The 16,249-nt window shown below is 47.9% G+C and carries 11 protein-coding genes; 7 read left to right on the forward strand and 4 right to left on the reverse strand.

Features of this window, described 5'->3' with window-relative positions; genetic code table 11:
• Positions 1-2 precede the first annotated feature (2 nt).
• Both AC3WTP_RS03785 and AC3WTP_RS03790 read right to left on the reverse strand, forming a co-directional pair.
• A complete protein-coding gene (locus AC3WTP_RS03785; protein WP_492393235.1) occupies positions 3-1,187 on the reverse strand; it encodes an acetoin utilization protein AcuC in 1,185 nt (394 codons plus the stop codon).
• Between the two features lie 24 nt (positions 1,188-1,211).
• Positions 1,212-1,844 carry a GNAT family N-acetyltransferase gene (locus tag AC3WTP_RS03790; protein ID WP_492393236.1) on the reverse strand — a complete coding sequence of 211 codons (633 nt, stop codon included), beginning with the start codon at positions 1,842-1,844 and terminating at the stop codon, positions 1,212-1,214.
• A 237-nt stretch (positions 1,845-2,081) separates the two neighbouring features.
• Between AC3WTP_RS03790 and acsA the strand changes: the two genes are divergently transcribed.
• From acsA to AC3WTP_RS03820, 6 genes are all read left to right on the forward strand, one after another.
• On the forward strand, positions 2,082-3,806 hold the full coding sequence (acsA, locus tag AC3WTP_RS03795; RefSeq protein ID WP_492393237.1) for an acetate--CoA ligase: 1,725 nt from the start codon (positions 2,082-2,084) through the stop codon (positions 3,804-3,806).
• Positions 3,807-4,050: 244 nt separating this feature from the next.
• Positions 4,051-5,355: an extracellular solute-binding protein gene (locus AC3WTP_RS03800; protein ID WP_492393238.1), complete on the forward strand. Its 1,305-nt coding sequence runs from the start codon at positions 4,051-4,053 to the stop codon at positions 5,353-5,355.
• Between the two features lie 146 nt (positions 5,356-5,501).
• The gene (locus tag AC3WTP_RS03805) at positions 5,502-6,458 is read left to right on the forward strand and encodes a carbohydrate ABC transporter permease (RefSeq protein WP_492393239.1); all 957 of its coding nucleotides are present in this window, start codon (positions 5,502-5,504) and stop codon (positions 6,456-6,458) included.
• A 60-nt stretch (positions 6,459-6,518) separates the two neighbouring features.
• Positions 6,519-7,337, forward strand: coding sequence for a carbohydrate ABC transporter permease (locus AC3WTP_RS03810; RefSeq protein ID WP_492393338.1), 819 nt, complete (start codon positions 6,519-6,521; stop codon positions 7,335-7,337).
• A gap of 18 nt (positions 7,338-7,355) precedes the next feature.
• Positions 7,356-8,807, forward strand: a complete 1,452-nt coding sequence (locus AC3WTP_RS03815; protein WP_492393240.1) for a PTS transporter subunit EIIC — start codon at positions 7,356-7,358, stop codon at positions 8,805-8,807.
• Positions 8,808-8,872: 65 nt separating this feature from the next.
• Complete coding sequence (locus AC3WTP_RS03820) at positions 8,873-9,712, forward strand: PRD domain-containing protein (protein ID WP_492393241.1); 840 nt, start codon at positions 8,873-8,875, stop codon at positions 9,710-9,712.
• A gap of 49 nt (positions 9,713-9,761) precedes the next feature.
• Here AC3WTP_RS03820 and AC3WTP_RS03825 read toward each other — a convergent pair whose 3' ends face one another.
• Together AC3WTP_RS03825 and rpsD are read right to left on the reverse strand one after the other, a co-directional pair.
• The gene (locus AC3WTP_RS03825; protein ID WP_492393242.1) at positions 9,762-12,929 is read right to left on the reverse strand and encodes a transglycosylase domain-containing protein; all 3,168 of its coding nucleotides are present in this window, start codon (positions 12,927-12,929) and stop codon (positions 9,762-9,764) included.
• Positions 12,930-13,139: 210 nt separating this feature from the next.
• Entirely contained in the window at positions 13,140-13,739 is a 600-nt protein-coding gene (gene rpsD / locus AC3WTP_RS03830; RefSeq protein WP_492393243.1) for a 30S ribosomal protein S4, read from the reverse strand.
• A 509-nt stretch (positions 13,740-14,248) separates the two neighbouring features.
• On the opposite strand from rpsD, the gene AC3WTP_RS03835 reads away from it, so the two are divergent.
• Entirely contained in the window at positions 14,249-16,123 is a 1,875-nt protein-coding gene (locus AC3WTP_RS03835; RefSeq protein ID WP_492393244.1) for a sensor domain-containing diguanylate cyclase, read from the forward strand.
• Positions 16,124-16,249: the final 126 nt, after the last annotated feature.

The raw sequence follows: 16,249 nt of genomic DNA on the forward strand, positions 1-16,249 counted from the left end.
GTTTATCGCATATATTCAAGTGCAAGCTCTTTTACTTTAGCGTTATTATGACGAATAATTTCGCGTCGAGGCATCGGCTCCCAATGATCTACAGGATCCAGCCATGTCGTCGGCACCATAACAGGCGAATGTGTCTGCCAATTCTGTACCCACTCCTCGTCGATGGGCTTCAACGGATCGACTGCAAGCTGCTGGGCGAGCGGATGATCGCTCATTTCCAGCCATAGCAGACTCCAGGCTCGCGGAACGACTCGCCATATGTCATAGCCGCCGCCCCCCAACGCAACCCATTTTCCATCGCAATAGGTATGTGCTAATTGATGAATAATCTTCGGCATCTCCGAGTATATCTTCATGCTGCAGTGCATGTGTGACAATGGATCGAAGGCATGCGCATCACAGCCGTGCTGGCTGACGATTAGATCAGGCTTGAAGGCGCGGGCAACTTGCTCAATCGTCGCTGCAAATGTCTCAAGCCAAGACTCATCCTCGGTAAAGGGCTCAAGCGGCACGTTAACACAAGCTCCAAAGCCTTCGCCAACTCCGCGCTCATGCACGAAGCCTGTTCCAGGAAACAAGTATTTGCCTGTCTCATGAATGGAATAAGTCAAGACGTTCGCATCGGTGTAAAATGACCACTGGACCCCATCCCCATGATGCACGTCCGTATCGATGTATAAGACTCTAGCTTGATACTTCTGCCTGACCGTCTCAATAGCTACAGCCGCGTCATTATACACGCAGAATCCTGCGCCTTTATCGGGAAAAGCGTGATGCAGGCCGCCGCCTAGATGCAAGGCATGTTCAGCTCGTCCTGACATAACAGACTCGCATGCAGCGACTGTTCCGCCAACAATAGCGGCCGCGGCAGTATGCATGCCTTCGAAGTATGGTGTATCTTCGGTATGAAGTCCGTAAGCATCGGCTCGCACGATCCAGTCGGGATCAGGTAGCGGCTTGCTCAACTGCTGAACCGCTTCGATATAATCGGAACGGTGAACGAGTTGAAGCGCTTCCAATGAGGCCGACGCCGGGACTAGATGTTTGTCCAGCTGTATGGCTCCGATCCGGCTCAGCAAATCGTGAGTCATCATTAATCGCGTCTGATCAAATGGGTGTTCCGCATTGAAGCGATATTTCAGCGCGTCAGGATGGAACACGTAGACCGCTCCTGTGTGACTGTTCATGAACTGCTTCCTCCCCAGTACATATTAGTACATGAACCGCTGCTGGAAGCGTGCTCGGTCAAATTGCTCCTTGGAAGAGAGGGGCACGTTCTTGCCGATGCGCACCATCAAGCAGTTGGCAGGATGCGAGCAGATCTCAGGATCGTCCGTCGCATACCAGATCATATCTACTGATTTCATTAATCGTTCCATCATTTTACGATAATCCCACACAGATAAGCCTGTGCCGTCCAGATCCCAATGCCAGTAATACTCAGTTGTGAATACGATGTAATTCTCCATCTGCTCATCTGTGAAGGCAAGACGAATCATCTTCTTCCCGAGTCCGAGAGAGCGGAAATCTTTGGCCACCTCGATGGCTCCCAGCTCAATCAGGTCGTTCATCTTGGCTTCAGACCAGCGTTCGAGCTCGTCTGGATAATGGAAGGTCACGTATCCTACGATCATCTGACCGAAGCGAGCTATAATGATGCGCCCTTCCGGCAGGTCGGCAATCTCTATCAGCGCTTCTTTCTGTTCGTTCGGTCTGCGAAATGCGTTAAGGCCAGGATGCATCTCAAGCGCTCGCAGCGCCTCCGGCTTTACTGGACCTTCGATGATCACCATATTGTCCTGATAGGGGATAATCTCGGCGTTGTAACATTTATGATGTTCCATGGGCGACAACTCCTTTTAGGCTTCAATTCGGTTATAACAAAAAAAGGAACAATTGAAAAGGAAAATTATAGGCGGAAAATAATAGGTTGTGATATAATGAATATGTTTTAAAAATTTCAAACATTTCCCCTTGACATCATGAACAACATCATCGTCCTACGACATCGGTTTAATGTAAGCGGTTAAATACCATTATTTATGTCATGAAGATGTACAGAAACAGGAGGATGAAACCAAATGAGTAACGTTCAAGGAGAAAATGTGGCGGTGACCGCCACAAATTCCAATTTAGCAAGCTTTGAGGAAGCGCAGGCTAATTTTGATTGGAGCAGCATTGAGAAGCACTTTACTTGGTATGAGACAGGTAAAGTCAACATGGCTTATGAAGCGATTGATCGTCACCTAGCGGAAGGTCGCGGCGATAAGACAGCGCTGCTGTACAGCGATGCGACGCGCGATGAGTCTTATACGTTCGCGGACATTAGCCGCAAGTCCAATCAATTCGCAAACGTCCTGCGCAAGTATGGCATTGGCAAGGGAGAGCGGGTATTTATCTTCTTACCGCGTTCGCCGGAGCTCTATTTTAGCCTGTTTGGAGTATTGAAAGTAGGCGCGGTTGTAGGTCCATTATTTGAAGCATTCATGGAGACGGCGGTAAAGGATCGACTCGAGGACAGCTCGGCGGTCGCGATTATAACGTCGCCTGCACTTGTTCATCGCGTACATCGCGATCTGCTGCCAGAGCTCAAGCATATCATTCTCGTAGGCGATGATATTGGACAGGATGAAGGCGTAATCGATTATCACGCTGAGATGTTGGCTGCTGCAGAAGAGACGGAGATTGAGTGGATGGATCGCGAAGATGGCTTGATTATTCACTATACGTCCGGCTCAACTGGCAAGCCAAAAGGTGTCTTTCATGTACAGAATGCCATGATACAGCACTACTACACAGGTAAGATCGTTCTTGACCTTCAAGATAACGACATCTACTGGTGTACAGCCGATCCGGGCTGGGTAACCGGAACTTCATATGGCATATTCGCGCCGTGGTTGAACGGCGCAACGAGCGTTGTACGCGGCGGCCGCTTCAGTCCGCAGGATTGGTATAACACGATTCAAAAGTATAACGTAACCGTATGGTACAGCGCTCCAACTGCGTTTCGGATGCTAATGGGAGCGGGAGATGACTTTATTGCGAATTATGATTTGTCCTCATTGCGTCATGTTCTTTCCGTGGGTGAGCCGTTAAACCCGGAAGTCGTTCGTTGGGGATTGAAGGTATATAATCAACGCATTCATGATACATGGTGGATGACCGAAACGGGCGCTCAATTGATCTGCAATTATCCTAGCATGCCGATCAAGCCAGGCTCTATGGGGCGTCCGCTCCCAGGCGTTCAAGCTGCAATCCTTGATAACCAAGGCAATGAGCTGCCGCCGAATCGCATGGGTAACTTAGCGATTCGCACGCCTTGGCCATCGATGATGCGCAAGATCTGGAACAACCCGTCCAAGTATCAGGAGTACTTCCAGTGGGAAGGCTGGTATGTTTCCGGCGACTCCGCCTATATGGACGAAGAAGGATATTTCTGGTTCCAAGGCCGCGTCGACGATGTTATTAACACAGCGGGCGAGCGGGTAGGTCCATTCGAGGTCGAGAGCAAGCTGATCGAGCATCCTGCAATTGCTGAAGCAGGCGTTATCGGCAAGCCTGATCCGATGCGCGGAGAAATCATCAAAGCGTTCATTTCGCTCCGTGAAGGCTTCAGTCCATCTGATGAGCTGAAGGCTGACATCGCGAAGTTCGTGAAGGAAGGCTTGTCCGCTCATGCTGCTCCACGCGAAATTGAGTTCAAGGATAAGCTGCCGAAGACGCGCTCCGGCAAGATTATGCGCCGTGTATTGAAGGCTTGGGAATTGAACCTGCCTACAGGGGACTTGTCGACGATCGAAGACTAAGACTAAGACTAAGACGTAGGCTTGGCCACCGTTGACAAATAGTATAAAGAGGTATATTATCCCATTTAGTGAAGCGAAATTGCTGAACGAATGGACAATTACATTACATGCAAACATAACATGTTACCGAAAGGGCATCCGTTATGGAAGTTGAGTCGGAATCCGACTGCTTCTTAACGTATGCCCTTTTTGCCGTTCGCAGCGTTTCCTTACGAATAAATACGCTCATGAGAGGGGTAATGGAATGAACAAGCCACAGAAAAAGTGGAACAGAACGATAGTGCTGCTATTGATTAGTGCACTGCTTGTGACATTGGCAGCTGGATGCGGTGAGAAGAAGAAGAGTGGAACTTCTGGAGAATTCGAGATTCAATATTTCGTTGGCGGTTATGGTGACGCAGGTTGGAAGCGTATTATAGCAGCATTCCAGAAACAGTATCCTGACTTGAAGATCAAGGAATCGGCAGGTCCGAAGATTAATGAACAGATGAAGCCGCGATGGATTCAAGGGGATACGCCTGACTTTGTGTACATTGACGGTGCAGGTTCTAACGCAACCCAGATGGTGCTTGACGATCAATTGCTGGACCTAACGGATTATATCAAGCAAGCGAAAAATGCTGACGGCAACTTAATCCTTGATGAACTGTACTTGAAGCCAATTGACTATAGCGGCAAGATCTATACGATTCCATTCGTATTTGGCTCCTGGGGCGTGTTCTATGACCAGAAATTGTTCGATGATAACGGCTGGAAAGCGCCTGCAGACTTCGAAGGCTTCATGAATGTATCCAAGATAATTAAGGACTCTGGAAAAGTTACAGCGCCTCTGATTCATACGGGTATGTACCCTTACTACTTCCATGGCGGAATTCTGGATTCCGCATTTGTCGTGAACAACAATAATGACACATCTATATTGAAGGATATGGCAGCGCTGAAAGAAGGCGTCTTCAAGAGCGATGCGGTGAAGAAGGCGTTGGATCAGATGGTAGCGATTCGGGATTCCGGCATTATAGATCCCGCTTCTGCTGCAATCAATCACACAGACTCACAGATGCTGTTCCTGCAGCATAAGAATGCGTTCATTCCTAACGGTCTATGGCTAGAAAATGAAATGAAAAAGGATGTTCCTGCGGACTTCCAATTCTCATTCCTGCCATCAATCACACAAGCGCCAGCCGGTAAGTCTGTCGCCATTCCATTTACCGCAACGGTAGGCATCTCGAAGAAAGCGAAGAATCCTGAAGCGGCAAAAGCATTCCTAGAGTTCCTGTTCCAGAAGGAATCCGCGATCGCTTGGGCTGAAGAGACAGGCGCTATGAGCAACCTGAAGGTAGATCTGGAAAACTCGAAAGCGAGCAGCCTCGTAAAGACAGCAATGAAAGTATATAGCTCAGATCAGACTATTGTCGCTCCTTTCGTAGAACTGAATGCAGATGTAGACAAGGTGAAGCAGGATTCTACCCTTGCCTTGATGATCGGTAAGATTACGCCGGAAGATTGGATGAACCGCATGGAAGAAGCAGCTGCGAAATATCGGAAATAGGTTGCTGCTGAAAGGGTAATAAGCTGCGCTTCCAAACAGATTAAGAAGTGATCATATTTGGAGATGTGCGCCGTATACTGTAGCACGCTTCCGCATAATGCGATCGGTGCGGCGCATATTTATTTTTCAATAAGGAGGGATTGAACATGAACGATGCTCCGACTGCGAGAAATTCATCTATAGATCAAGCTCTGCGGGCAGGCGGGTTGAAATGGAAGACGAAGCGGAAAGTGTTTATGTTCGTGTTCACCGTACCTACGCTGCTGTTCTTTTGCTTATTCATGATATATCCGATATTTCATGGCTTGTACTACAGCTTTACCGATTGGTCAGGCGGATCGGAGACACATAACTTGATCGGCTTGGATAATTACAAGGAGCTGGTCAAGGATCCAATTATTGGTACAGCTATACTAAATGATTATTTCCTAGTGTTCTGGAAAGTCATAGGCATTGTCGGCTTAGGCGTATTCTTTGCGGTCGTGCTGACTCGGTTCCGATTGCGCGGAACCGGCTTTTTCCGGTCTGTCTTCTTCATCCCTAATATATTGTCGGTGGTTGTGATCGGTGTTCTATGGAGCTATATTTACAATCCGAGCATCGGCTTCTTGAATCAATTCCTATCACTGTTTACGAGAGAGAAGGTGCAAACTCCATGGTTGGGTGATGTGGATACAGCTATGTGGTCGCTGCTGCCGCCATCCATCTGGGCAGGGATCGGCTTCGTCATGGTGCTGACTATTGCGGCGATTCTAACGATTCCAAGGGATCTGTATGAAGCAGCCGGCATAGACGGGGCAACGGAGCGCCAGCAGTTCTGGCGAATCACGCTTCCCCTCATATGGGAGCAGGTGAAGGTATCCATTCTATGGGTAGTGATGACGACTTTGAATGGGTCCTTCGTTATCGTGTGGATTATGACCAAGGGTGGGCCGGATAATGCGACGCAGGTACTTGGCTCTTATTTATATCAAATGGGCTTCAGACAGTTTCACTTCGGATATGCATCGGCTATCGGCGTGTTAATCCTGACACTGTCTCTCATTACGACACTAGCCTTGCAGCGCTTGATGAAGCGGGATTCGATCGAGATGTCTGGCTGACGCCATAAGGAGGCAATTACGGTGCACAATACGGTTCAGCAGAAGCGCAGCAATCCAATCATGCGTATTCTGATTTATGTAATAATGGCGGTATGGACGGTGTGCGTGATTTACCCGCTATTGTGGTCGGTTATGGGGGCATTAAAGACGAATCAGCAGTTTATACTCCAATCTCCTTGGAGTTTGCCGGAATTTCCACTGCAATGGGGGAACTTTGTCAACGTATGGACTAACTATAATCTGGGTACGTATTTTATGAATTCATTAATCGTTACGGCGATCAGTACTGTGCTTGCATTGTTGTTAGCTTCATCTACATCCTATATCATTGCGAGATTCCACTTCCGCGGCAGTCAGGCTCTATATAATTTGTACCTAGCCAGCATGATGATTCCGATCATTCTGGGCTTAATCCCATTGTTCTTCTTGCTCTCTGATCTTGGGGTGAACAATACGCTGTTCGGACTCATCCTCGTTTATAGTGCAGCTAACTTGCCGTTTGGCGTGTTTGTACTAGTAGGATTTTTCAAATCAATGCCAAAAGAATTAGATGAAGCAGCGTCGATTGACGGCAGCTCGCATTACGGGGTGTTTTTTCGGATCATGCTGCCTTTGGCAAAGCCGGGACTTATCTCAGTTGGGATGATGAACGTATTGAATATATGGAATGAATATGTTCTCGGAACGGTAATCGTGAGCAATCCAGAGAAGTATACACTCCCCGTAGGAATCGCCGTCATGATGGAAGAGATGCAATATAGAACAGAGTGGGGCGCATTGTTTGCGGGTCTGCTCATTTCGATTATACCTGTATTGATGATTTATATACTCTATCAACGTCAAATTACGAGCGGGATGATGGCTGGAGCAGTTAAATAAGAAGGAATGATGAAGCGAATGGCAGCAAAACGAAATATATTCGTGTACGTTCAGCAGATGGGGCGCTCATTGATGGTCCCGATTGCAGTTCTTCCTGCTGCCTCGATTCTGGTGCGTATCGGTGACATGCAGGTGGATACTCCATGGCTTGCAGCGATTGTGAGCGTATGCAAGCTGGGAGGCAATGCTATATTCAATCATCTGCCGATCTTCTTCGCGATTGGAATCGCGATCGGCTTGACAGGTGGAAGCGGAATTGCGGCACTGGCCGCAGCGGTAGGGTACTTTGTATTCAGTGAAGTGATCACTTTCTATGAAGCGAGTGCAGCAGCGAAGCTGGATACCGGAGTGCTGGGGGGGATGTTGTGCGGCGCCATAACGACGATCATGTACAAGCGATTCCATCGGATCAAGCTGCCTGACGCCCTTGGCTTCTTTGGCGGCAAACGATTTGTGCCTATTGCAACTTCACTCGTGATGGTTATCGTTGGTCTCGCTGTCGGAGCGGTATGGCCTGTGCTTCAGAACTACATTAAGGACTTTGGCATATGGATGACACAGCAAGGGGCGTGGGGATCGGGAATATATGGCTTCATTAATCGAATGCTGATCCCCACAGGCTTGCATCATATTCTAAACAATATCGCCTGGTTTCAGCTTGGTGAATATGTTTCCACGAACGGAAATGTTGTCAATGGCGATTTGTGGCGCTATTATGCGGGTGACCCAACCGCGGGCATGTATATGACGGGATTCTTCCCTGTGATGATGTTCGGGCTTCAAGGCTATGCCCTTGCATTCGTGCATGCAGCTCATTCACAGAATCGAAAGCGCATCGCTTCCGTGATGCTGACTGCGGCGCTTACCAGCTTCTTAACTGGCATAACTGAGCCTTTGGAGTTTGCTTTTATGTTGACTGTGCCATTGTTGTACGGAATACATGCGCTATTTACAGGCTTATCGATGATCATTACCACACTGCTACATATGCGTGCAGGTTTCGGCTTCTCTGCTGGATTCATTGATCTCATCATTACATGGCAGAATGGCCAGAACCAATGGATGCTTTTGCTGCTTGGTCTATGTTATTTCGCTTTATATTACGGAACGGCTATGCTTTGCATTCGCCACTTTAAGCTTCAGACTCCTGGGCGCGAGCAGCTGGAACCGCTGCCTGCTGCAGTCATTTCTCCGAATGCGACGAGATCTTCCAATGGTATGCTGGATCAGCTGTTGGTTCATGTCGGCGGTATAACGAACATCGTGGACGTTGATGCGTGTATAACGAGACTGCGGCTGCATGTTCGAAACGATACACTGATTAACGAAGCAGCGCTCATGCAGATCGGGGCATACGGATTGATGAGAATATCTAGCCATCATATTCATATTATAATGGGGACCGACTCGGATGAAATGCGAGAGAAGATTGAACAGTTGATTACAGTACAGACTGCTCGACAGGCATAAGATTGATCTGTAGATATGGAGTAAGGAGTGGTTATGATGAGACTAGCTTCGACGGAGGGAGCAGCATGATTGAACGAAAGATCGTGTATGTGCTGTCTCATAACGTCGTCATGACCAAGCTGTCTACGGGCAAGAACTCGATTGTGTTCGGTAAGGGTATCGGTTTTCATAATAAACCGGGCATGATCATTGCCGAGAACCAGATCAATCAAGAGTTTCTGTTGCAAACGTCAGCCGTGATTGAGCATTATGAGCACATCTTACAGGCTGTTGATGTTCATATTATCGGAGTCGTGGAAGAAGTCATCGCTTACGCGCAAGGACATCTCGAGGGCACGTTCTCTGAGACGATTCACTCGGCGCTAGTGGATCATATCAATCTGGCAATCGAACGTACGAAACGCGGCATTCATATTAGCAATCCGTTTATGTTTGAGATTCAGCATCTATACCGAGACGAATACCGTGTTGCTGAACGAGCAGTGGATTATTTGAATGAACGGCTTGATGTTAAGCTTCCGCAGGACGAGATCTCGTTTCTAGCCATGCACTTTCACGGTGCAAGGCAAAATGAGAAAGCAGGGAAGCCTATGGCAGAAGTCAAGCTTATTTCCCAAGTGCTGGAGGAAGGGAAACGAACGGGGATTCAATTCGACGAATCGCTGTCGACGGTACATTTCATTAGCCACTTAAAGGGACTGATCGATAGAGTCAAGGCGGGGCGAACGTTGAGCAATCCGCTGCTTGTCCAGATCCGAGAGGAATACGAGGATGTATTTGCTCGCGCGGTCATTCTCGCTAATAAGATTGCAGATGGACTGCAGAAGCCGGTTCCGATGGAAGAGGTAGGCTTCTTAACGATGCACCTGCAGCGATTGATTCAACGACAGGAGATGCTCAACTAGCTTCATATTATAACAGGGCCGTCTCGATGAGACGGCCCTGCTTGTTGATCTATTCTCCAACCTGCACTTGGCGTGATGGCTTGGATTCACCGACAGCATTGACTGCTGTGACGTAGTAGAAGCCTTCCGGCTTCAACGTAATGATCTCGAACTCCGGTGTTGGGCTGGCACCGATTCGTTCGTAGTTGCCATCCCGCGTCGAGCTGTAATACACATTATAAGACTCCGTGTTATGGTTGGATGCCTTCCACGTAAGTTTCACTCCGAGATCCGTTACACTGGATCTTACTTGGTTAGGCGCGTCAGGTACTTTGTCCACTGGTGTAGTCGGAGGAGTTTCTTCCTCCGGCTCAGAAGGATCTGTCGGGTCCACTGGGTCGACAGGTTCGCCAGATGTTTCTCCTTCGCCCGGATCCGTACTGCCAGGGTCGGTTACCTCACCGCCAGGCGTCTCTGGTGTCGTGCTGGCAGCACCCCATGCTGCGTATGCGGAAGGCGCTGACTCTTTGCCAACTACGTCAACAGCAGTTACATAGTAGCTATAGCTGTTCGATGCAGAAGCGTAGTTGAGGAAGCGCATCTCATCACCAACTGGAGCCGAGCCTTGAAGTTGGTATGGTCCGCCGTTCAATGACCGATACAGACGGTAACCGACGATATCTTTCTCTGGACTTGTTGCGAATGTAACACGAACCGTAGAGTCGTTGACAGACTCTACAACAACAGATCCAGGCGCGCTAGGAGCGCTGCCGTCATCAGCTCGCGGATCCTCCTTGGACGGTGCATCATTTCCCGCGTCTTCCGGTAGATAGCTTTCAATGGAGCGGCGCTTGCTGCTGGATGACAGCTTGTTAAGCGCAGTCTTCAGTTCTTCTACAAGGTCTTGAATCGGCTTCTCCCGCTTCACCATGACCTTTTCACGCACCATATCCTCTGGTGTAGCAGGGTTTGGTACATAGTTCACATTATCATACGTTACATACTTCGCTTTCACAAGAGCATCCTCTTCTTCAGTAGGAATGTACTTGCGGTTAAAGATGTCGGTCACTTGTTTATTCGATTGGCGTGTCAGATCATTAGGCAGCTTGCCGCTGTAGCCTGAGACCGTCATGCGCACGATGCCGTCAGGACGCTCGAACTTCTTCGTTGAGAGCAATTCCGGCTTCACCTTGAGCGTTTCATTCATGACTTTGGACCATATTTCACGTGCGCGTGAGTATGCGCTCTTGTTCAACACATGCTTCTGCTCATCGTATCCGACCCACATGCCCAACGTTACATCAGGTGTATAGCCAACGAACCAAGTATCAGCATAATTCTGAGTTGAACCGGTCTTACCGGCAACTTCTATGTCGCCAAAGCCGTCAAACTCAGATTGAATCTTTCGACCAGTACCACGAGGATCCGTGATTACCGTCTTCAGCATATCTGTCATGAGATATGCGCTTTGCTGCGATACGACTTGCTGCGGTTCAACCTTGTGGATGTATACTTCTTTCGCGTTTGAGTCCAGTATCTTCGATACGAAGTAGGCATCGGTAAACTTGCCTTCATTCGCAATTGCGCTGTAAGCATTAGTCAATTCTTCAACCGTTACTCCGACTGTGAGACCGCCGATAACTCCGGTTTGCGCATAATAGTCTTGTGGTTGAATCGTCGTAATACCTAGTTTCTCAACAAACTCCCATGCGCCCTTAACCGTAACCTTATCAATGAACACCTTAATAGCAGGCAGGTTAAGGGATTGATTCAACGCATCCCTCGCTGTTACTAAGCCTTGGTAACGCATATTGGCGTTGCCCGGGATGTGGAAGCCCTTGTTAGAGTCCTTGAGCACGATTGGCGCATCGTCAATGATGGACGCTGGCTGAATCGCACCGCTATCGATCGCAGGCAAGTAGGCCGCGACCGGCTTCATCGTAGAACCAGGCTGACGTGTCATCTGAGTAGCCAAGTTCATTTGCTCTTTATAGAAATCGCGTCCTTCGATCATCCCAAGGATTGCGCCTGTCTCATTATCAAGCATAATACCGGCTACTTGCTCCATGCCTTTCGTTTCACTATCAGGAGAGAAGTTCTCAGGGTTCTCCGCGATCTCGCGCATCGAGTCATAAATCGTCTTGTCGATCGTCGTATAGATGCGGTAGCCGCCGCGAAGCAGTTCTACCCGAGCTTGTTCCATGAGATCCGCGTTCTCTGCTTTGCGAAGATCTTCTTTCGTGAGCTGTGGGTTCTTCTGCAGCACCATTACCTCGGCTGCGGCACGCTCTGCTTCCATCATGAGATAAGGATATGTAGAGTAGGCTTTCTCCTTCGGTTTAGCCATAGAACCTTTAATGTCAAAGGCTAATGCCTCATCGTATTGCTGCTGCGTAATCTTATTTTCTTCCAACATATACTTCAGGACGCGCTTCTGACGCTCAATCGCCTTCTCAATTCCCTTATCATTGTATTCACCTTTGCTGGTGAAAGCAGAGTAGGTGGAGGGCGCCTGCGGCAGCCCGGCTAAGTAAGCGGCCTGCGCGACATTAAGCTTATCCTTCTCTTTGCTTATGTCGATATCGAATATTCCTTTGGCAGCAGCTTTAATGCCGTATACGTTATATCCATTTGAACCATTGCCAAAATGCATCTTATTTAGATAAGCGGTTATGATTTCTTCCTTCGATAGGATTCGCTCGATCCGCAATGAGAGGAAGATTTCCTTCGCTTTGCGGCTGTCCGTCTTATCCAAGCTCAGAAATACTTGACGCGCCAGCTGCTGTGTAAGCGTACTGCCGCCCGTCTGAGTTGGAGTATCCAATACTTTCTGCAGTACAGCACGAGTTAATCCCTTTATATCGATACCATTGTGTTCAAAAAATCGGTTGTCTTCTGTAGCCACCAATGCATCAATGACAAGCGGGGGAATCTGATCATAAGTGACAGGAGTACGATCTTCGTCCGTTCGCAATTGTCCAATTAGTGTGCCGTCGTTAAAATATACATAGCCTGTTATTGCGTTCTCTGATATTTTTTGCTTTATGAATTCTTCACTTCGCACTTCATCGTCTTTTACAAGAGAGGTCACATATCCGGTCACAACCCCGCCTGCCATGAAACCGCAGAGCAGTACGAACAGCAAGAACCATTTCGTAGCTGTCCATATGGCACGTCCAACGGAGCGCTTGGGCCGTGCTGGTTTAGGGGTGGGATCCGTCACTTTCTCTTCAGCCATGCATCTTATCCTCCTTAATGATTGCAGCGCTTTCCATTATACCATAAAAAGTAGTATTGTACTTGAATGTATAGACGCATCTTCTATCAATTTGTTCTATATTATTAGGCTCCATTTTGAATAAATATGGAAAATCAGATAGCAATATAAAGGTACAAAAAAAACCGCTGAAGCCCGAAAGGGTTCCAGCGGTTTCTCTTTGTCCGAATATTAGCGGCTGTAGAACTCGACGATTTGCTTCTCGTCGATATCTTGAGACAATTCAGCGCGCTCAGGAAGACGGATGAACTTACCTTCCATAGCTGCTTCGTTGAACTCAACGTAAGCTGGCAGGTGATGACGACCTTCGATAGCTTCTTTGATCGACTTCATGCTGCGGCTTCTCTCACGCAAGCCAATAACGTCGCCAGTGCTTACCAAGTAGGAAGCGATGTCGACTTTCTTGCCGTTTACAGTTACGTGGCCATGGGAAACCAACTGACGCGCGCCTGCGCGGGAGTTAGCGAAGCCAAGACGGTAAACGAGGTTGTCCAGACGGCATTCGAGCAAGAACATGAAGTTCTCACCAGCGATACCTTGCATCTTCGTTGCGCGATCGAACAAGTTGCGGAATTGCTTCTCGTTCAAACCGTACATGTGACGAAGCTTTTGCTTCTCTTGCAATTGAACGCCATAGCCGCTCAACTTCTTGCGTTGGTTAGGACCATGTTGTCCTGGTGGGTATGCGCGTTTCAATTCTTTGCCAGTACCGCTCAGAGATACGCCCAGACGGCGGCTTAATTTAAACTTAGGACCTGTGTAACGTGACATAATATAATTGACTCCTTCGTAAATCATAATGGGATTAGATGAGGGTCGGTTTGCGCCGAATTCACGCTATGCTCAATTGTGTGAGCTCACATGCGAAAGTTCAGCCGCTGTCGCATGTGTGGTGAGATCCGTAAGGGTGACACAACAGTTATCCCCATATACATCATATAATTTTATAAGACAACAGGGGGCTGTGTCAAGTTTCCGTTTAGTAGTAAAATAGGTTCTCCTCATTTACTGGTTTCCGAATCTAAATCTGCATAGTGCAACAAATATCGGCATCGTACGACGGAACTGTTAGTTGTTATTCGACATAGTTCTAAAGACCCAAAAAAAGTTGTGAACTTCTGTCAATAGAGTACCTTTTGTTTTAGAAATCATGTATGATAGAAGTAGAAAATATCGGTATGAAGGAGAACAGGATGACTGACCGGCAACTCTCACCTAAGTCAATTAACAATAGGATAGCCAATTGTGAGCATCGTGAACATGTACAGGGTGACCAGAGCATGCATTCAGGACAGTCTCGGATGAAGCGGGATATTGTGGTGAATGACTTGCCCTGGGTGAAGTCGCTGCTCCACATGGCTTACATTCAATGGCTTATAGACATTCCAGAGTCAGTCCGAGCTTTGCTTGGTACGCCATTCCTGTATGACTATGCCGGTGTGAGCGTAGAGGGAGAGAAAGCTCTGCTGGAATTAGTAGATTCTGACCGCTTGCAGAAGTTAATAGCTCAAGCCATCTCTGAGCACGCCTCTACATCTATCACTATTGATTCTGATAAAGTATTAGTCGCAATTCCGATTATGACGAGATCAGCAAATATATGCATCGGCGTACTAGTATATCGATTAGCATCCGAACTGGTAAAGGACGGAGTGCTGTTGGTTGAAGGCTGGGCATTGCAATTGCGATCACATTTCTATAGAGAATATGATCTGGCGGTATCGGACGAAGTGCGAAACGCTGCTCTTGCCATTGACATTGAAACGAAGCGGAGACAGGTGCTGCTGGATGTTGTTCGGCATCTTCACGATCATATCGAGGTGGACTCCGTCCTGTCGCAGATCGTGAACGGGATCCTCATGCTGATGCCTGATGCTCAAGTTGAAGTATTCCTATCTCAAGACCATCATAGTGAGAATCCTCATGTTAAGGAGTTAACCTTTAACTCAGAGAGTGATCCTCTTGTCATGCAAGCTTTCATGAAAGGGGAGGCTTGTTATATGCAGCGCAAAGATCAGTGCCTTGAAGTCGTACTTGCCTTGACTGGCAAGCAGGGATCTTATGGTGTGCTGAAGCTGACCTTCACCTCTGACAATAATCCGGATCCTTCTGATATGCAGATGGTCCAATTAATCGTGGAGACCGCAGGCACTGCGTTTGAGAATGCGCGATTGCATGAACAGGCGAATGCCGTCATTCAAGAACTGCGCTTTATAAATGATCTGACCAAGCGTATCAATCAAAGCTTGCGCTTGCGAGATGTGTTTCATGACGCGACTCAAGAGTTAATACGCGTATTCCGAGCAGACTTCTGCATGCTGCTGCAATTGGACGCGAATGAGGACAAGTTTGAAGTAGTGTCGTCGAACCGCGCTGAATACAATGGAGTGAAGCTTCCTGGAAACAGCGGCCTATTCGGATATATGCGCTCATTGCGCGAGCCGATCATTATCTCTGATACGAAGGAGCAGTCGCAAGAAAGGGTTCAATTCTTTGAGCAGATTCAGCTTCACTCCATTATTGCCGTTCCATTGTTTGGAGGCGGAGAAATGGTAGGGATTGTAGTTGTGGCAGACAAGCGCCCGCACTTTTTCTCCTATGATAATTATAAGCTGCTGCAGATGCTGGCAACTCACTTAGGACTCGCGATTGCAAATGCGAAGCTGCATGCGCGTGTGAAGCATCTTGCGAACAAGGATCAGGTAACTGGCTTATACGCACGTCATTACTTGGACAAGCAGATTAACCGTCAATTGAACAATGATTTTTGCGGTTCGCTTATTGTGGTCGACATCGACCTATTCAAGCAAATTAATGATGAATATGGACACCAGATCGGCGATAAGATATTGAAGCAGGTCGCTGAGATCATCCGCACCTCGATCCGCGAGGCGGATATCGCAGCACGCTGGGGCGGAGAAGAATTCGCCGTGTACTTGCCGCAGTTGAATGTGGCGCAGACGATGAAAGTGGCAGAGCGTATTCGCAACCGCGTTCTGAATGAAACAGATCCAGGAGTAACGGTATCGTGCGGTATTGCAGAATGGAACTGGCAGGATGATAAGATAAGTGTAGAATCGTTATTTTACCGCGCGGATATGGCGATGTATGAAGCGAAGGACAATGGACGCAACCGAATTCGGATTCGTTCCTAAACATGAATATTAGCGGGGTTGTCTCGTTAGCGAAGAGCTAATAGGGCAGCCCCTTTCTTTCGTGTCTCTAATGATAATTTCGGTATATCGAGCAGGCTCATGGTGGAACACTAGATTGACAGTTGA

The organism is Paenibacillus sp. EB106-04-04-XG159 (genome assembly GCF_058791835.1).